Genomic DNA, 18,910 nt, shown 5'->3' with positions numbered 1-18,910 from the left:
GTGCGCCGAGCGCTGCAGGCCCCAGCCCGGGAGTATCACCGTAACGACAATCCCAATGGCTCGTAGGAGCACACCAGGGCGCGACAGGCATTCCCGGTACGCGGTCGCGCCCGGGTGCTCTCCTACGACGACAGGGACTTGGGGCAGCGATGCAGTGACCCATGCCTGTCTCGCCGCGACGGCGCATACGACAACGCCCGCATGACGCGGGCGTTGTCGGTTCAAAGCCGAGCGATTAGCGATCGCTCTTGAGGTACTGCAGGAACGGGTCGTTCTTGTCCAGCACCACCACGCCGTTGCCGTCGGTCATCGATTCGCGATAGGCCTCCAGGCTGCGGTAGAAGGCATAGAACGAAGGGTCCTTTGCGCCGGCCTGGCCGTAGATGCGGGCGGCATCGGCGTCGCCTTCGCCACGCAATTTCTGCGCATCGCGTTCAGCGTCTGCCTTGATCACCGTGCTTTCGCGGTCGGCTTGCGCACGGATGGTCAGCGCCTGCTCTTCGCCTTCGGCGCGCAGCTTGCTGGCTTCCTGCTTGCGCTGGGCGCGCATGCGCTCGTAGACGTCGGTGATCACCTGGCTGTCGGTTGGCAGGTCGATCTGCTTGATGCGCAGGTCGGTGATCTGCATCCCCAAGCCCTTGATCGCTCCGTTGATGCCCTTGAGCTGACTGGCGATCAATTCGCTGCGGTCGCCGGAGACCAACTGCTGCAAGGTGCGCGAGTTGATCTGGTTGCGCAGCGAGTCGGTGATGATCGGGGCTAGGCGCGAATTGGCCACGGACTCTTCACCACCGGTGGCGCGATAGAACGCCCGCACATCGGAGATGTAGCCGATGGCGAAGAAGTCCACGCTCACGTCTTTTTGCTCGGCGGTGAAATACCGCGCCGGGGCGGTGTCCAGCACCTGGAAGCGGCGATCGAACACGCGCACTGATTCCACCACCGGAATCTTGAAGTGCAGGCCGGGCTTGAGGTCGGCACGCACCACGCGGCCCAGGTTGAGCACCATGGCGGTCTGGTCTTCGCGCACCACGAACACCGAGCCCATCAGGGTCAGCAACACGGCGACGATCAGGCCGATGACTAGCGAATTCTTCATTGTTCGGTTCCCTCACGGCCGGTCGGACGCGGGCCGCGTTCCGGGTTGCGGATGGCCTCGCTGGTGGCGCTTTGCGGCGGATTCAACAGCACATCCTGCGGCACCATCGACGGCATGCCGCTATTGCCCGCGTTGCCACCGGTGTTGGCAGCCTTGCCGGAATCGGCAGGCAGCGGCACATAGATGACCTGGCGACCGTCGCTGCCGATCACCTTGCGGTTCTCCGACAACACCTTCTGCACGGTTTCCAGCCACAGGCGCTTACGCGTGACCTCGGGGGCACCGGCGTACTGCTCCTGCAGCAGGGTGAAGCGGTCGGCGTCGCCTTCGGCCTTGGAGATCACCGCCTGCTTATAGCCTTCGGCGCCGGTACGGGTGCGGGCACCCTGGCCGCGCGCTTCCGGCACCACCTTGGCAGCGTAGGCCTGGGCCTCGTTGATCAGGCGCTCGCGCACCTGCTGGGCACCGTTGACCTCGTCGAAGGCCGGCTTCACTTCTTCCGGCGGACGTGCGTCCGGCAGGGTCACGCCGGTCACGGCCAGGCCGGTGTTGTAGGCATCAAGCGCCAGTTGCAAACGATCCTTGGATGCGATCGCCAGCGGGCCGCGATTGTTGAGCACGGTATTGAGGTCGGACCGCCCCACCTGCTCACGCACGGCACTCTGCGCGGCCTGTTCCAGCACCAGATCGGCATTGCGCGAGCCGAACAGATACTTGCGCGGGTCGCTGATCTGGTACTGCACGTTGAGCGAGACGTTGACGATGTTCTCGTCGCGGGTCAGCACCGGCACCTGATTGCTGAAGGTCTTGATCTCGGTTGCATTGACCTTGCGCACCGATTCGATCGGCCAGGGCAGCTTGAAGTTGGGACCGGGCTGCAGGATGCGCGAGAACTGCCCGAAGCGCAGCACCACGCCACGCTGCTGCTCGCCGATGAGCTGGAAGCTGGAGAACAGCACCATCAGCACCACCGCGACCAGAATCCAGCGCCCCACGCCGCCGTCCAACAGCTCCTTCAACGGGGCGGGCAGATTGCCCCAGCCACCACCGTTGCCACCACCACGCGGGCCCCAGGACCTGCGACGGTTGGGATCCGGGCCGTCTCCGCCCTTGTTGCCGGGTGTGTTCCAGGCCATGCACGCTCCATGATCGAGGGGCTGTGCGGGCCAGTCCCGCAGTGCCGCCGTGTTGTTTGATTCGCCGATTCTACTAGATGGGGCAGACCGGCCGTTTTGAAAGGCCCTGATTGGTGCATCGGCGGTTTAGCCGGCGGGGTGGATCAGGGGCTTTGGGTGTTCCAGCCGGGTTGGAGCCGAGGTAGCGGCGCCAGGTTTCGGGTCGCAAGAAGTCGTCAATGCGCAAAATGGGCGCCGAGACCGAGGGCGCCGGGTAGACGCTCCGCTGGCCACAGATCGGGTCGCACAGACCAAGCTTGGCCAATGCACCAGTGGCTGCCGCTCACGCTCTTGATAGCTCGACACTGCGACCGCCCACAAGTGCCTCGATTCGATAGCGACTCTGCCGCGCTGATCCATGGCATCACGCGTAGGTGAGGCCACTACGCGCATCGGCGGATCGGCCTTGAATGGACGGCTAGTGCAGCAATGGACAGCGGTGATCGAAGGAGACCGGTGCTGTGGCACACAATGCATCGCTGCGCTTTACAGCGACTGCAGCGTCGCGCTTGCAGGACCGTGACTGGCTATCGGCCAACTAACTGATCGGGCTCTACGCCTGCTATACCGGCTCGGTGACCAGTGCGGCAGCCCGGCGTGTAGCGAGTGCGATTGCGGAGGCGCATTTCGGTCTCGTGCCGCAACTGCACGGACGCGATGATTAGGGGCGTGCTGTCGCCCTATGCCATCGACAGCGTGGGCAGCGACGGAGCACTGCATGCTCGCATGCGGCGGAGCGGCGAAACCACCAAGTCACCCCATCGGCGTTGCCGCACCCGGCGCGCCCGATAAGCGAGCGCGCGCATGAGCGCAGACAGCTGCAGTCCCGGTTGGCGTTGGCGCCGAGGCGATTGCCTGTCGCTACAGCGATGACCCTGGAAGCGATAGGCCGAGACTTCCGACCCAGTTGCCGCGGATGTCAGCGATCACGCCTTCGGCGGCTCTTCCTTCTGGTTGAAGACTCGCTCCATCACTTCCAGCAATTCGTCTTCTGAAAACGGCTTGGTGATGTAGGCGCGCGCGCCCTGGCGCATGCCCCACATACGGTCGGTGTCCTGATCCTTGGTGGTCACCAGGATCACCGGGATGTGCTGGGTGGTGGGCTCGCGCTTGAGCGTGCGTGTGGCCTGGAAACCGTTGAGGTTGGGCATCACCACGTCCATCAACACCAGATCCGGCAGCGACTCCTTGGCCGCTTCCACGCCGGCGGCGCCATCGGTGGCGGTGATGGTTTCGTGCCCCAGCTTCTCGACGATGCGCTGAATCCCCAGCAGCTGCGACGGCGAGTCGTCGACGATCAAGATGCGTGCCATGTGTTTCCCCTAGTGTGCGCGGCGAGTGTAGTGCGCCGGCTGCGCTTTCGGTAGCTGGGGGCGGTAGCGCGATGGTCGAAGGCGGTGCTGCGGCGCGGCGCAAGCCGTGCGCATCTTCGCAACCCTGTGTGCTGTGGTGGGCGGTGAGGGGTTGGAAGCAAGGCGCAGGCGATCCGTCGCGTATCGACTGCGCGTGCTGCCGCTCACTGTTGGAGGAATGCCCGAGTGCAGCTTCGCTCGCGGCGCGCAACTGATACGTGGACTGCCACCCGGCCAACGTGACTGACGCCGGGGGGGCGCCACCGGGCAGCCGTATCCTCACCCCCAACCCCTCTCCCGCAGGAGAGGGGCTCTCGAACCTCCTCGTGGGGGGAAGGCTCGCGCTTCGCGGCGGGAGGTTGCGACGGAGTTGTCGATCACGCAGGAGGCGTCTAGACCTGGCGCATCTGCACCCGGAAAGGCATTGGACCTAAGGTCTCTGGATCGCGCTTTTCGATAACGCCAGCAAAGTCACCAAAGAAAAACACTTGCACCTAGAAACATATCGACCTGGCGCCAAGGCTTTTGAAGCTAGCGCCTCTCGGACCTTGCGACGTTGACCAGGGAAAGGGATTAGACCCCAGCGCCTCTCTACAAAAAGAGAGGCGCAGCGGACCTCACACCGTCTCGCCGAAGGCCTTGGCCAGGTTGCGGTAGGCCTTTTTCTGGGCGTCGTCGGTGGGGGCCGGGGCCAGGACTTCCAGCTCCACGATCTGATCCCCCGGGGTGGTACCCGGCAGGCCGCGGCCGCGCAGGCGCAGCTTGCGGCCTGCCTCCGAGTCGGCGGGCACCTTCAATTCCACCGAGCCGCCCAGGGTGGGCACGCTGATGGTGGTGCCCAGCGCCGCCTGCCAAGGCATGACCTGCAAGGTGTACAGGATGTTGCGCCCGTCCACCTCGAACTGCGGGTGCGCGGCGTATTCGATCTCCAGCAGCAGATTGCCGCCGCCGTTGCCCTGCCCGCTCAGGCGAATCACCTGGCCGGGCTGCACGCCCTTGGGCACGCGCACGTCCAGCTGCTTGCCGTTGATGGTGATGCGGACGCTGTCGCCCGAATACACCGCTTCCAGCGGTACCGCCAGCTTGGCGCGGGTGTCGCCACGCGCCTGCGGCCCCGGCCCTGCGCCAGGACCGGCACCGCGCGGACGGCCACCGCGCTGGCCGGCGAACAGGCTTTCGAAAAAGTCGCTGAAGCCGCCGCCGGCACCACCGTTGCCGAACACCTCTTCATAGTCGAAGCCCTGCCCGCCACCGTAACTGGGCGGTGCCTGAAACTCGTCGCCCGGGCGATAGCCCTGCGCCTTCAACTGGTCGTAGGCCTTGCGCTTTTGAGGGTCGCGCAGCGCCTCGTAGGCTTCGTTGATCGCCTTGAACTTGTCTTCGGCGCCGGCTTCCTTGCTGACGTCGGGGTGATACTTGCGCGCCAATCGGCGGTACGCGGTCTTGATCTCCGCATCGCCCGCGCTGGGTTCGACGCCCAGCGTTGCGTAGTAATCCTTGAATTCCATCTATTCACCTCTGGAAAAAAACGGCCCGCAGCCAGGGCCACGAGCCAGTTCGAGAGGCAGACACCAGGTTGTGGCGGCCGTGCATGGCGCGGGGGGTGGGAGCCGCAGGCACGTGCTGTACCTGTCGATTCCAGACACCAACCGCGCCCGCGGGGCAGTCACGCAACTGGGTTGCTGGCCGATCTCTTCGCAGCCGGGCGGGCGACCGCGCCTATTCTACGGCGCGGCCGTCGCCGGGGAGCGAAGTCGGTGACCCGCTCCAGGGCCATTGCTCGGCAGCACATGCCTGGCAGCACGCCGCGATGCCGCGGCCCTGCAACCGGGATCGTGACCGGGCCTTGGGTGTCATGCACACCCCAAACCCCGGCCCCGGCCAGCTACCGCTGCACATACACGCGCTGCGATAGCGCTTACTGCACGGTACTACCGCTGGTGTCCTGCCCATTGCCGACCTGAATGCGGCGCGGGGTCGCGGCCGGGCGCTTGGGAATGCGGATTTCCAGCACGCCATTATGGCCGGCGGCCGTGATGCCATCGGCATCGGCACTGTCGGGCAGCGCGAAGCGGCGGTGGAAGCTGCCGTAGCGGCGCTCGATGCGCGAGAAGCGCTCGGTCTCGGTGCTGGACTCGCTCTTGCGCTCGCCCTTGATCGATAGGATGCCCTTGTCCATCTGCACCTCGATCTGGCTGGGGTCGATACCCGGCAGATCGGCATAGAGCACGAAGTGGTTGGGCTCTTCCTTGATATCCACGCGCGGCACCCATTGGGCGGTGACCACGGCCGATTCGTCGGTATCGCTGTTCTGTTCGAAGAAACGATCGAACACGTGCTTGATCTCGTTTTGCAGGGCGTGCGTGGGCCACTGGGGATAACGAACGATGTTCATTGCAAGCCTCCAAAAGGTTGGGTGACGGGCCGGCGGCTGCGGCATGCACCACCGCGCCGGCCATGTGCGTCAGATAGGCGTGGCCCTGCGGATTTCAAGCGCGTTGACGCGCTTTTCCCCTGCCCTTTTCTAGACTTCGTTCAGCCACAGGAGCCCCACCCCATGACCATCGCCGTTGGTGACAGCATTCCCGAAGTGGTGCTCAAGCGCATGCGCGACGGCATCGAAGCAGTCGACACGCATAGTCTGTTTGCCGGCCGCAAGGTATTGCTGTTTGCGGTACCGGGCGCATTCACGCCAACCTGCTCGGCCAAGCACCTGCCGGGCTACGTGGAGCACTTCGAGGAGTTCCGCAAACGCGGTATCGAAGTGTTGTGTACCGCCGTCAACGACCCGTTCGTGATGCAGGCCTGGGGCCGTAGCCAACTGGTTCCCGATGGCCTGCATCTGTTGCCCGACGGCAACGCCGAACTGGTCCGCGCGCTGGGCCTTGAAATCGACGCCAGCGGCTCGGGCATGGGCCTGCGCTCGCGCCGCTACGCGCTGTATGCCGACGACGGGGTGGTCAAAGCCCTGTTCGTCGAAGAACCCGGCGAGTTCAAGGTGTCTGCCGCCGATTACGTGCTGCAGCATCTGCCCGCTTAAAAAAACGATTCCCCCGTCCACTCAGAAGGAAAACGGCCAGCCATGTCTGATCAGCCAGCCACCACGACCCCCGCCGGTATCACCGATACCGCCACCTTGCGCGCACGCGCACGCCAGAGCATCGAAGACGGCGCCATTACCGAGAGCTACCACGCCGATCGCGAGAAAGTGATCGAACTGCTCAACACTGCGCTCGCCACCGAGTACGTGTGCACGCTGCGCTATTACCGCCACTACTTCATGGCCAAGGGCATGCTGGCCGACGCGGTCAAGGGCGAGTTCCTGGAGCATGCGCAGCAGGAACAGGCGCACGCGCACAAGCTGGCCGAGCGCATCGTGCAGCTGGGCGGCGAACCGGACCTCAATCCGGACACGCTGACCAAGCGCTCGCACGCCGAATACAAGGAAGGCACCGATCTGCGCGACATGGTCAAGGAAAACCTGATCGCCGAGCGCATCGCCATCGACAGCTACCGCGAGATGATCGACTTCATCGGCGACAAGGACACCACCACCAAGCGCATCCTGGAAAGCATTCTTGCTCAGGAAGAAGAGCATGCCGACGAGTTCGCAGACATGCTGGAAGGCTGGATCGGCGAGTGAGTGGCGTGCGTCGGTGCTGAGTGCGCCGATGCCACTGCATGGTCGAAGGTACAAACAAGACAGGGCGCCGTTGGCGCCCTGTCTTGTTTTGGACAACGTTTGGACAAAGTGTGGACTAGCTCAACCATGTTGCGTGTAGGAGCGCACCTGGGCGCGATGAAGCCCTACCAGTAACGGCTCCTTCGCACCCGGGCGCGCTTCGAGGAGCGCGACCACTTCCCCACTCAACGCAAGACGCGAAACCGCACCTGGGTCCAGGCGCCGTCGCTGGCCATGGCGGTGAGCGTGTGCTCCCCCACCTCGGCAAAGTCGCGCTGGAATCCCTGGCGCCCGTCGGTCTGTGCAATCCAGCGACCGTCCAGCAGCCAGTCGATGCGCGCCTCGCTGCCCAGCGCGCGCAACTGCAGGCGCACCGGGCGCGCGGTGTCGTTTGCGCGCGCCAAGGTGGCGCGGTCGCTCAGCCCATCGATACGCAGCACGCCGCCGCCGGTCATGCGCCCGTCCGGCAGACAGTCCGGTGCCAGTGGCGGCAACTGCGCGGCTGTACGTTCTGCCGCACTCAGCCAGGGCGACACCAGTGCCGGCCAGCGTGCCAACGCGCGTGACGTGCGCACGTGCGGCTGTGTGCATTCCTGCGACAGCCGCTGGCCGCTGCGCGCATCCACCTCGAACTGCAGCCGCCCGCTTTGCCACAGGCGCGCGTCGCGCTCGGCGAAGGTGGGTGGCAGCGCGCCATCCAGTGCATAGGCCTCGGCACGGCGGGCACACAGTGCCGGCGGCGTCTGCTCCAACGCGCCACCGAGCGGCCAGCAGATCTCCCTTGCCTGCACCGTTGCCGGCATCGGCAGCGGTGCACTGTCGCCGGCGTTGCGCGGCAATGCGTCGATGACTTCGAACATCAGCGGCAATGCGGTCACCGCACCGTACTGGCCGGGCAACGGCGTGCCATCCGGGCGGCCAACCCATACACCAACGGTGTAGCGCCGCGTACCGCCAATGGCCCAGGCATCGCGGTAGCCGTAACTGGTGCCGGTCTTCCAGGCCACGCCGGGGCGCGCGGCGGTGTCGAAGGTGCCGCTGCCGTAGCCGGGGCGTGGATTGCTCTGCAATATCTCCCGCACGATCCAGGCCGCACCTGGCGACATCAGGCGTCGGTCGATCCGTGCATCGTCCGGCGTGTAGCGCACGCGCCCGGCAATGCCGCCACGATTGAGCGACGCGAACGCGCCCACCAATTCCTGCAATTGCGCGCCGGTGCCGCCCAGGATCAACGCCAGCGATGGCGTGCTGCCACGCGGGAAGTGCAGCGCAATACCGGCATTGGACAGCCGCGCGGCAAAGCGTGCCGGGCCGATGCGATCGAGCAGATCCACCGCCGGCACATTCAACGACAGGCGCAATGCGGTGGCCGCGCTCACCGGCCCGTTGAAGGCGGCATCGAAGTTGCCGGGCCGGTAGTTGCCAAAGCTCTGCGGCGCATCCACCAGCAAGCTTTCCGAATGGATCAGGCCATCGTCCAGCGCCATGCCGTACAGGAACGGTTTGAGCGTGGAGCCTGGTGACCGCCAGGCCTGCACCATGTCCACATGCCCCAGCCCTTTGCGATCGCCGAAGCTGGCCGAGCCGACATAGGCGCGCGCTTCCATCGTGGCGTTGTCGACCACCAGCAAGGCGGCCGAGGTGCGCTCGGGCAATTGCGAAAAATACGTACCCACGCGTTCTTCCAGCGTGCGCTGCAATTCCACATCCAACGTGGTCACGATACGTGCAGCACGCGGTTGCGCGCTGTGCAGACGCTGCGCCAGCAGCGCGGCATGCAATGGCGGCTTCAGCGAGCGCGTGACCACCGGCTCGATGCGGGCATCGTCCACCTGCGCGCGTGACCACACGCCCAGTTCCACCATGCGGTCGAGCACCTTGTCGCGCGCACGTTGCGCCGCTTCCGGGTGACGGTCCGGGCGCAGCCGGCTGGGCGATTGCGGCAACACCGCCAGCAACGCCGCTTCGGCCTGCGACAACGCCTTGGCCGGCTTGCCCAGATACGCCCAACTGGCCGCGTCCACGCCTTCGATGGTGCCGCCGTAGGGCGCGCGCTCCAGATACAGGGTGAGAATTTCGCGCTTGCTCAGATGCGCTTCCAGCTGCAGCGCGCGCAGCAATTGCTTGGCCTTGCCCCACGGCGTGCGCGTGTGCGGGTCCAGGATGCGTGCCACCTGCATGGTCAGCGTGGAGCCGCCGGAGACGATGCGCCCGTGCCCCAGCCACTGCCCGCCGGCACGCAACAAGCCCCATGGGTTCACGCCGGGATGGCGCCAGAACCAGCGGTCTTCGTAGTTCAGCAAGGCCTGCAGATAGAGCGGCGACACCGTCTCCGGGCTTGCGGGATAGCGCCACACGCCGTTGCGATCGGCGAACGCGCGCAATGGCGTGCCGTCGCGTGCGACGACCAATGTCGAGGTATCGCGGGATTTGGGCAGCGGCAGCGGGAAGGCCAGATCCAGCAGCAGCAACACAGCGAGCAGCGCGGCCGAACTCCAGCGCAGCCAGCGCAACCAATGGCGGCGGCGGTCCTGTTGTTGCGACGCACGCGGGCGCGGCGGCGTCCGGTCCATCCCTGTCTGCGCCTGCGGTTGTTCGTCCATCGTGCAAAGCATGCAGGGCAAAACGCATTTCGGCCACTGCCACGCGGTGCGGGCGGCCGTCTTGCCATCGCCGGCTGATCAGCCGCGGCGCTAGGGTTGCTGCGCCCGGGCAGCGACGACAGTGCTGTGCAGGCCGGCAGGCCTGACGAATGCACGTAGCAACCCCATTGCCAGCAACACCGCCGACAAGCGCAGCGCCATCCCCAGCCAGCCACTGGCGGCCGAGTCGGACACCGCAAAGACCGTCCAGGCTGCGTTGAGCGAGACATGCAGCACCCATCCGCTCCAGATCGTGTAGCCATCCTGCGCGTCGACGATGGCAAACAGCAGCGCTCCGATCCCGGTGATGGCGAAGATCAGCAGTGCCTCCCCGCCACCACCGCCGGCCCCAAACCAATGCACGGCGCCGAACACCAGCGCCTGCAATAGCGCGGCCAACGCCGGGCGCCACGCAAGCGCACGAGAGGCGAACACGAAGCCGAACCCGCGGAACACGATCTCTTCGGCCAGCGGAAACAGCACCGCCAACCACAGCAGGCCCAGTACATCATCGGTACCGATCGCGGTGGCCTGCGTCCACAGGCCGATCCAGCACGGCAGCGTGGCACACAACGTCAACAGCGGCCCACCCAGGCCATTCCAGCGCAGCCCCAGGCGCGCGAGCAGATCGCCAGGCGTGCTGCGGTAGAGCAAGGCGGCCGCCACCAGCACGACGATGACGCTGAGCCCGTTGTCGAGGATCGCACCGCCATACGGCACCGGAATCCTGGGAATCGGCAGGCCGATGGCCTTGGCGATATCGCGCACCTGCAGCGCAACCAGCAGCACCGCCAGCCAGACAAGATGCCGAGCCAACGGCCAGGCGCGGAACGCGAGCGACATGCAGACATCCTTGAGCGCAACCGTCGGAGTCCGACTGTAGCCAGTGCGGGCCGATACCTGCAATGGCTTCCGCCTAATCAAGGCAATGGCCGTGTTCGCCAAACCCTGCGAGTCGGGGGCTCCTGTGCAGCCTGCATGCGCTGTGGTCGTTGCACGCGACCGCTGCATCAGGCAGTCAGGCGCCTCTTGGTGCCCGCTGTACAAGGTGACACGTTGGCGCTTGATTCGGCAGCTCGCCGATCAGCACTTCCGCTGCTGGCTCCTGCCACGCGCTCAGCGTTTTTCCAGTGTGGCGCGATAGGCCAGCAACGCTTCCGGGGCATCGGTCTGGATGATGCTCACACCATCGCGGTACATCCGGCCCCAGACCTTGTCCGGGTCGCGCTCGGCATCGGCGTCGCCGCCGTAGCCTGCAATGAACCCTTCCCACAGCGAGTTGACCATCAGCCGCACGTTGTGCGCCTTGCTCACTGCCACCAAGGCGGGCAATTGCGACGCGGCCATCTTGGGCAGTTCGAAGGCCATCGGGTGTGCATTGCGGGTCTGTGCCGTGGCGATCGCGGCCAGATCGGCGGTGCCGTGCGCGTTGATCAGGATCGGGAAGAAGTACACGGTGTTGAACGGCACCATCCCCGCCAGCGGCGGCGTGGCGATGCCGGCTTCGGCCTTGACGATCACGTGGTGCTGCATGCCGGCACGCGTGACCGCATCGACCACCTGCACGTAGATCGCATCCTTGACGTCCAGATTGAGCAGGATGTGGCCCTTGGCAGCAGCCAGCATCTGCTCCAGCGTGACCACGCGCTGGTCGGTCAGCGGTGCCTGCGCGCCGCCTTCGTCGCTGCGCAAGCGCAGCTTCTGTAGGTCGGCCAGCGTGAGCTCGGATAGCTTTCCGGTGCCATCGGTGGTGCGGTCCACGGTGGCGTCATGCAGCATCACCAACGTGCCGTCGGCGGCGCGGCGCACGTCGGTTTCCATCACGTCGGCGCCGATGGCGATGCAACGCTGCAACGCCGCCAGCGAGTTCTCCGGTGCGGTCTCGGTGAAGCCATGCTGCGGCGCGGCCGCGTGGCAACCGCGATGGGCGACCACCACGATGCCGCCCTGCGGGTTGGTCAAGCGGGCCTGGATCGCCGCGACGCCGGTGGGCGCTGCATTCACAGGGCTGGCGAGCGTCGCGCATAGCATGGCGGCGACAGTGGCAACAGAACGTAGTGTCATTAAACAACTCTCAAGTGGTGACTGATCGCCTGACGGCATCTACGCCAGGCAAAGCGCGTGCAAGCTGGATGCTGTCAGCATCGCTCGCACGTCCGATCTAGCGCGGCATCGGCATCTGGCCGATGACGGGCTTATCTCAAGCGCCGCGCTCAAAACGTCGGCGTAAAGCGCAGACCAAACCAGTACGTGGTGGGCACCGAGTAACTGTCCTTGAGCAGGTTCTGCCCTGGCCCAGTCACGCTGGTGATGCGGCTGTGGGTGATGTTACTGACCTGGCCGATCACGCTGAGCTGCTTGCTGATGGCATAGGTGGCGGTGAAATCCAGCTGCGAGCGCGGCGACCAATACAGGTCCTGCCAATCGATATTGCTGACGATCGAACGCAAGGCCTTGCCCTGCCGGTTGTAGGCCGCACGCAACTCCAGCCCGCCGGTGTTGTAGAACACCGTTGCGTTGGCGGTGTAGTCCGGTTGGCCAACCAGGTTGTCGAGCTTGCGTTCGCGCTGAGTGACAGCCGTACCGCTGCCGACGCTGTACGGCACGTCGAGGCTGCCATCGAGCACGGCGAAATTGGCACTGAAGCCCACACCGCTGAGCCACGGCGCGATGGGCGCCAAGGTGTTGACGATGCCGTTGAACTCGACCCCACGGATGCGCGCCTTGGCCGCATTGGCCGGGGTGCTGATCAAGGCATTGGCGTAGGTGGTGCCGTCGAAGGTGAAGCTGTCGGTGCGCGAGAGCGTAAAGATTTCGTCCTGGATACGCTTGTCGAACACCGCCGTGGACGCGAAGGCATCGAAGTCGCCGGGCAAGCGCCATTCCAGCGACAGATCCAGGTTGTTGGACACCCGCGGCTTGATGTCCGGGTTGCCGATGGTGACGGTGACACCTTGCGCATTCGGGTTTCCGGCATCGGTCGTGTTGACGAAGCCGATCGAGGTGCGCGCTGCGTACGCATCGTACGGCGGGCGACCCAGCGTGCGGCTGGCGCCGGCGCGCAGGTCCAGCGCGTCGGTCAGGTGGTAGGTCAGGATGGCCGACGGCAGCAGATAGTCGTAATCGGCACTGGTCGGGTTATCGACATAGACATAGCGGTTGCTGGCGGCATCGAGTTGGCGCTGGCGGCCCACCGTATCGAGCTTGGTGCTGTCGAAATGCACGCCGGCTTGCACATTGAGCCGATCGCTGCGATAGCTCACCAGCCCATAGCTGCCGAAAGTCTTTTCGGTATGGGTGAAGTTGTCCTGGTTGCTGAAGGCCTGCTGGTCGGTGCTGTTGAAGGCGCTCAACGGCGATGCCGCCAGCACGCGGTTGGCCTTGTCCGGATCAATGGTGATCAGGTTCAACCCGGCGTAACGCATCGGCGCCCTGCCGGTGCCGGCCACGTCGGCCAGGCCGAAGGCCGGTGCGCTGGTGTTGGGCTGATATTCGACGCGATAGATGTCGTAGGACGGCTTGTCGGTGGTATACGACACGCCTGCCGCAAAGCCGATGCCCTGATCGCTTTCGCCCTGATTGAACCCGTAATCGAGCCGCCCGGTGAGAATGCGATCGGCGGCGGTGCGTTTGTAGTCGGGCCGCCAGTACGACAGGCTGTAGTTATCCAGGTTGTTATAGGCCTGCGGCGATACTCCGAAGCGCTGATCGAACCCGGACGTGTCGTAGTTGAATGCGTAATTGGGCGTGGCATTGAGGGTCACGCCACTGCCGGTCTGGCCCACCGGCACCGGTGCGGCGCGGCTGATGCCGGTGGCGTACTTGATCATGCGGATCGGCTCGTCGTAGGTGGCATCGGACCACGCGCCACGCGCGGAAAACTGCTGCCGGTCGGTCGGTCGCCAGATCGTTCCCAACTGCGCCACCTTGGTGCGCGTGGTGACGATCTGGTTGGAATATCCCACCTCGATATCGCCGCCCGGATAACTGCCGGACGTGGCGGTCTGGTTGAACACCTGGTTGCGGTTACGCGGGTCGATGATGACCTCGTTGCGCTCCATGTTGTCCTTGAAATAGTAGTAACCGGCCATGGCATACGCTTCGAGCGCCGCGCTGGGCCGCATCTCGAACTTGCCGGTGACGCCATAGCGGTCGCGCTGGTTCTGCACGTACCAGTATTTGTCCTGCTGCGGCACCGCCCAGCCATTGCCGAGATTGGCGCCGGTCTGCAGCACGCCGTTGTTGTCGTAGAACCCGTAATGCACCGTGTCGGTGGTCATATGGGTTTCGGTGTAGCTGCTCAGCGTCTGGTAGTTGGCCGACAGCGTGAAGCCGTATTGCTGTTCGCTGCCGAAGGTGCGGCTGCCGGTGGCATTCAAGCGATAGCCCGGGTCGTCCTGATCGCGCGGCTTGCCGACATCATTGGCGTGGCCCAGCGCGGCTTCGGCGCTGAAGAACGGCTTGCCGCCATTTTCGAACGCACTGCGCGTCTTGAGATTGACCGCACCGCCGGTGGCGTTGGGATCCAGGTCCGGGGTGAAGGTCTTGACCACCTGCAACTCGCTGACCATCGAGGCCGGCAGCAGATCCAACCGCACGCCGCGGGTGATCGAGCCGAGCGTGCCGTTGGGCGTGCCAGGCGAGGCGATGGTCAAGCCGTCGATGGTGACGTTGTTGTACGACGGCCCCAGACCGCGCAACACCGGCGTGGCCGCTTCGTCGCGCGGATGCTCGTTGTCGGTGGCCGGCAACACGGACAAACCCGGCACGCGGCGCAGTGCTTCGACGATGGTGCTGTCCGGCAGGGCGCGCACGTCGGTGGCGCTGATCACATCGGTGATATTGGTCGCCGCACGCTTGCTTTCCGCTGCCGCTGCATTGGCACGACGCACGCCGGTGACTTGCATGGCATCGAGGGTTCGCACGCCGGTCTTGGTGACGGCGGGCGATGCGTCTGCGTTGGATATTTCATCTGAAGACGCCACCGATTCGGCGCCGACTGCGTCGCCCGGTGCTGCGCTAGCGCCTGCGGGATTTACGGATGATGCAGGCGACGATGCAACGGTGCGCTCTGCACTAGCAGAAGTCGCGTTGGTCTGCGCCTGCACCGCCGGTGAACATGCCGCGATGGCGACGGCGAGAACGGACAGCTGAAAACGGTACGAATCGGAGCGCTGCATGGAATCCCGGAGTTGCGCAGCAGGAAATGCTGCGCCTGTACGAAAGCACGCCACCGTAGCCGCCAAAAATGACCCTTGCGTGTCGCGCGCATCGCACCGAGAAGACAATGCGAAGCAGTTGCGCCCTCAGCGAAGCAATAAGCCGACGATCATAGAAAATCCGATTTGCCGGTTGCGAGAAGTGGCTAGCCCCCTCCAGAAGCAGGGATACGTTACCGAAGCACGCAGATACCAAACGTTTCCGTCTCGGGGTTGGCGACTGGCTTGGCAGTCAATTCACAGACGAAGTTCAGGGGCCGCCCATGCACCTCACCATGGTTGCTGTAATTGTGTTTGGTGAACACCCATCCCTTGTGCTCGTTGCCCTGATATCGCAGCGTGATGCGCTGGCCGATGACCGGTTCATGCGGCATGAATCGTGCCAACCACGACGTCGTAGTGACGGCGCGAAATTGAAAGCGGCCTTGCGCATCGGTCTTGACAGAATGTGTCTGGCGCTCGTTGCTCCAGTGCCAGTGATATTCCTGCTCGATGTCCACACCCTCGACCGGCTCACCATCGAGCAGCACGCTGCCCTGAACTTCCGAAAACAGGTAGAGGACGTTTGAAAGAGGCATGGCGTTACCTTGAGGGAATAAGCAGGCAAGCAGCAGCCCGACGAAGATCGGCAATTGGCGATTGACGATCATGTCGCTGCCAATTGAGGCCAATCCATGGGAAGGGCGACCGGATCCGCATCTGCAGGATCTTCCGCGGCTGTCGAATCAACGCTCTGACTGTCGAACACAGATACCCAAACTCCCGATGTCAACGCGCGGCGCAGGCTCGTCTGCAAGATCGCACTGCAGGCGCATTGGCGAGTGACCAAACTCACCCTTGTCATCATAATTACGCTTCGAATGAAACCATCCTTGATGGGATCGGCCAGCGTGCCGAATCTTCAGGTATTGCACGATCACTGGTTCGTGCGGCAATAACTGGGCGGTCAATGATCTGCCGGTGACTGTCGGAAAATGAAACCTCCCGTCTTGATCCGTGCGTGTTGTCGAGCTCCGGCGCTGATTTCCCCAACGCCACGTGTATTCGCGCTCCACCTCTGCACCTGCGAGCGGCCGACCGTTTAGCAACACGACACCCTCGACCTCGGAGAAGAAATAAAGCGTCTTGAAAAAAGCCATGGCGGGTCCTTGCAAACAGAGTCCAAGCGCAGTCAGCAACAAGCAGATCGTACGTCTGTAGCAGCGCATATCGGCAGTGGCACTCAGGAAGATGGCGGCGGTCGTCAGTCGATAGTTACCAAGACCTTGCCGTCATCGGCCAAAACCCTCCTTGGCACCGAATGGCCCTGCAACACCATTGGCTGTACCCGGGTGATGATAGCCGGTTGAGGCCTCCACCCCAATTTTCGTCACTCAGTCATTGAGCGTAACGTGTCGAGGGAAGAACGCCGCGATACAGGCAAGATTCCAGGGACTACGTTGAAGCAGGCAGCTTGCCTGACACTGCGTCCCTAATGTTCGCTTTGCTCCTCGCGCCCGCATTGCAATAACTTACGATAGCGATCCAAAGGGCAGCGCCTGCCAGCGGTGATCACCACGCATCCGCAATGGATCTTTTGCCCCCCGCCGAGAGGTCATGGGAAAACCTCAAACAACGCGAACCCACGTTTCGCCATCAAATGCCACGATGTCGGTTTCACCAACGGACCAAAGCACTCCATCCGCACTACTCAGCGTGTGGCAGCTAGCTGGAAAAACGTCGCCGAAATCCACCAGCTCAAGCTGCCGATCGCGCAACTTGTAAACAGCGTGGAGGGTGGAGACGTAGAGGATTCCGTTGAACCATTCAAGATCAAAAAAATCCAGCTCCGTCACCCCATGATCGAGGGTCTCCCAATGATGGGCTTTTCCTCTCACCAATGTTCCACCCATGCCGCATGCATACACCCAGCCATCGCCGGCACAGCAGACCTTTGTCAGATGGGCTGTGGTGGGGCTGCGGCAGCTCGTCCAGGCGGCTCCATCGAAGTGCCAGATCTCGCCATGCCAACCGACAGCAGTGAGATCGGCTTCGCTGAACCCGTGGATGGACTCGAAGCCGAAAACCAAATCCTGGGCAGCCTGACTCGGCATGTCGCCATGCAGTGCCAACCAGCAACCCGGGCTAGTTCGCTTGAAAACCTGGCGATCCATGCCACAGACATAAGCGAAGCCCCCAATATTCCGTATCTCACGCATGGTGCTCAGCGTGACGCCAGGGCAGACGATCTCTTCGTCGTAGTCATCGGCATTACCCATCACCCGGACAGTCCCGTGTTCGCCCAACGCTAGCGCCTGTTCCTTTGGCAATTGTGCAACGCAAATCGAGTGCGCATTCCAGCGACCGATGTCGAACATGCACCAATCCCCCTCATCGAGCGCATAGAACGCAGTGTGGGGTAACTTTTCGCTGGCCAAGCCCGGATCGATGCATAGGACGTAGCCCAGATCGTTGTAGCGGACCGCACCACCTCGGAAACGGTAGCCAATCTGTTTGAAATCGAAGTCAGTCACTTACGTGCGTCCTTTGCAGATGCCATGGTCCGCGGCCGAGCGTACCCATCGCGCGGGCGTCATCAGCATGGAAAGGCAAGATAATGAGGAGAGCAGCGCATCCGGGTCACGATCGGAGACCATGGCAACAGCGGCATGCCTTACTCGGTGCCACAGACACATCACGGGGTTACATCCATCCACGTCTGGCCGTCTTCGGTCCAGGTCACATGCTTGGGGCCACACGACCACAGCACTCCATCGTTGGCATGAAGGCGCCGACAGCTGGGCTTCGGCGACAACCGCATGTCCACTTCGATCAATCGATCCGTGTTGTCAAGCTTGAACAGCCCGCGATCGCACGCCACATAAAGCTCTTGTTGAAACCACTCCATGCCCCACAAATCATCTGTTGTCACGTCCTGCGCGATGGTCTTCCAACCACCTCCATTGTTTCGCAACAGAATCCCCTGTTGTCCGCAAGCAAAAACGAGGTCCTCACGTACGACTTTGACCTTGTGCAATACCAGGGTGGTGGGGCTATCTTGCTGCAGCCACTGTCCATTGTTGCATTTCCATATTTCTCCATTGAAGCCAACAGCGTAGATGGCGTCCTCGCCAAGGCCATCGAGTGCGTTGAAACCACACAATTGCGCCTCACCACGCGCCAGTACCACGCCTTCGTCCTGGCGCGTCCACGTCTGCACACCGTCCCTGCGGTACACCTGGCGCCCCATGCCCGTTACGTAAACAGCGCCTGCGATCACATGTAGGCCGCGTAGCGGCCCCCGGCGCGCAGGACCGTCCAGTGAGACGTCCACGCGCTCTTCGGTGGTGCCGGCTGCCGTGCCGACCGAAACGCTACCGTCTGCACCAACGGCAATGACGGCAGGCTCGGGTTGATCGATGTAGCACAACCATGACGCACACCAATCCAGGCCAAAGTGGAACCACCTGTTCTGGCTTGCGTCCCACTTGAGCAGTATCGAGCTGGTCACACCCTGATCGGTCAACATGCCGATCTGCGCTATCGCCCGTCCAATATGGCGACTTTGCAGATAGCCACCAAGAAACGTGAGTTCACCGGCCATGGAGTGATTCCTTTTGCGAATTGGTTATCCGGGCACCGCTATTGCCAAAGCGATGGGCGAAAGTATCCCGGCTGAGATGCATGGTAGCCATGGCCCTGCGACAGGAGCCCCTGGCAGTGGCCGTGCTTGAGGCCAGGCGTCGCCGTTGTTTACCCGAA

General features: G+C 63.6%; 15 protein-coding genes. 2 read left to right on the top strand and 13 right to left on the bottom strand.

Annotation, left to right across the window (positions count from 1 at the left end; translation table 11 throughout):
• Positions 1 to 235 precede the first annotated feature (235 nt).
• The 5 genes from hflC to BJD12_RS19015 all read right to left on the bottom strand — a co-directional run bounded on the left by hflC (position 236) and on the right by BJD12_RS19015 (position 6,021).
• Positions 236 to 1,099 carry a protease modulator HflC gene (gene hflC / locus BJD12_RS19035; protein WP_005996153.1) on the bottom strand — a complete coding sequence of 288 codons (864 nt, stop codon included), beginning with the start codon at positions 1,097 to 1,099 and terminating at the stop codon, positions 236 to 238.
• Positions 1,096 to 2,235 (bottom strand): FtsH protease activity modulator HflK, encoded by a 1,140-nt coding sequence (gene hflK, locus BJD12_RS19030; RefSeq protein WP_042828492.1) that lies wholly within the window; start codon positions 2,233 to 2,235, stop codon positions 1,096 to 1,098. Before hflK ends, hflC begins: the two co-directional genes overlap by 4 nt.
• Before the next feature lie 965 nt (positions 2,236 to 3,200).
• The gene (gene pilH, locus BJD12_RS19025) at positions 3,201 to 3,587 is read right to left on the bottom strand and encodes a twitching motility response regulator PilH (RefSeq protein ID WP_005996155.1); all 387 of its coding nucleotides are present in this window, start codon (positions 3,585 to 3,587) and stop codon (positions 3,201 to 3,203) included.
• A 656-nt stretch (positions 3,588 to 4,243) separates the two neighbouring features.
• A complete protein-coding gene (locus BJD12_RS19020; RefSeq protein WP_005996156.1) occupies positions 4,244 to 5,134 on the bottom strand; it encodes a DnaJ C-terminal domain-containing protein in 891 nt (296 codons plus the stop codon).
• 410 nt (positions 5,135 to 5,544) lie between these two features.
• Positions 5,545 to 6,021 (bottom strand): Hsp20/alpha crystallin family protein, encoded by a 477-nt coding sequence (locus tag BJD12_RS19015; protein ID WP_005996158.1) that lies wholly within the window; start codon positions 6,019 to 6,021, stop codon positions 5,545 to 5,547.
• 162 nt (positions 6,022 to 6,183) lie between these two features.
• Here BJD12_RS19015 and BJD12_RS19010 point away from each other — a divergent pair, with 162 nt between their 5' ends.
• The gene (locus BJD12_RS19010; RefSeq protein WP_005996160.1) at positions 6,184 to 6,666 is read left to right on the top strand and encodes a peroxiredoxin; all 483 of its coding nucleotides are present in this window, start codon (positions 6,184 to 6,186) and stop codon (positions 6,664 to 6,666) included.
• A gap of 42 nt (positions 6,667 to 6,708) precedes the next feature.
• Entirely contained in the window at positions 6,709 to 7,269 is a 561-nt protein-coding gene (locus BJD12_RS19005; protein WP_005996162.1) for a ferritin-like domain-containing protein, read from the top strand.
• A gap of 224 nt (positions 7,270 to 7,493) precedes the next feature.
• Here the strand turns inward: BJD12_RS19005 and pbpC are convergent, their stop codons facing one another.
• From pbpC to BJD12_RS18965, 8 genes are all read right to left on the bottom strand, one after another.
• Positions 7,494 to 9,911 carry a penicillin-binding protein 1C gene (pbpC, locus tag BJD12_RS19000; protein WP_058564010.1) on the bottom strand — a complete coding sequence of 806 codons (2,418 nt, stop codon included), beginning with the start codon at positions 9,909 to 9,911 and terminating at the stop codon, positions 7,494 to 7,496.
• Positions 9,912 to 10,001: 90 nt separating this feature from the next.
• Complete coding sequence (locus BJD12_RS18995) at positions 10,002 to 10,793, bottom strand: CPBP family glutamic-type intramembrane protease (protein WP_042827817.1); 792 nt, start codon at positions 10,791 to 10,793, stop codon at positions 10,002 to 10,004.
• 273 nt (positions 10,794 to 11,066) lie between these two features.
• Positions 11,067 to 12,014 carry a glycerophosphodiester phosphodiesterase family protein gene (locus tag BJD12_RS18990; RefSeq protein ID WP_058564009.1) on the bottom strand — a complete coding sequence of 316 codons (948 nt, stop codon included), beginning with the start codon at positions 12,012 to 12,014 and terminating at the stop codon, positions 11,067 to 11,069.
• 149 nt (positions 12,015 to 12,163) lie between these two features.
• Entirely contained in the window at positions 12,164 to 15,130 is a 2,967-nt protein-coding gene (locus tag BJD12_RS18985) for a TonB-dependent receptor (RefSeq protein WP_042827810.1), read from the bottom strand.
• A 212-nt stretch (positions 15,131 to 15,342) separates the two neighbouring features.
• Positions 15,343 to 15,819: a DUF6795 domain-containing protein gene (locus tag BJD12_RS18980; RefSeq protein WP_005990582.1), complete on the bottom strand. Its 477-nt coding sequence runs from the start codon at positions 15,817 to 15,819 to the stop codon at positions 15,343 to 15,345.
• 75 nt (positions 15,820 to 15,894) lie between these two features.
• Complete coding sequence (locus tag BJD12_RS18975; RefSeq protein ID WP_201765701.1) at positions 15,895 to 16,308, bottom strand: DUF6795 domain-containing protein; 414 nt, start codon at positions 16,306 to 16,308, stop codon at positions 15,895 to 15,897.
• Positions 16,309 to 16,776: 468 nt separating this feature from the next.
• A complete protein-coding gene (locus BJD12_RS18970; RefSeq protein ID WP_005990580.1) occupies positions 16,777 to 17,682 on the bottom strand; it encodes a hypothetical protein in 906 nt (301 codons plus the stop codon).
• 161 nt (positions 17,683 to 17,843) lie between these two features.
• A complete protein-coding gene (locus BJD12_RS18965; RefSeq protein ID WP_005990578.1) occupies positions 17,844 to 18,752 on the bottom strand; it encodes a WD40/YVTN/BNR-like repeat-containing protein in 909 nt (302 codons plus the stop codon).
• Between the last annotated feature and the right edge of the window lie 158 nt (positions 18,753 to 18,910).

The sequence above is a fragment of the Xanthomonas vesicatoria ATCC 35937 genome, from assembly GCF_001908725.1.
In the GTDB taxonomy this organism is placed as follows: domain Bacteria; phylum Pseudomonadota; class Gammaproteobacteria; order Xanthomonadales; family Xanthomonadaceae; genus Xanthomonas; species Xanthomonas vesicatoria.
The sequence above is the reverse complement of the archived record's forward strand: the minus strand, read 5'-3'. Positions and strand labels throughout refer to the sequence as shown.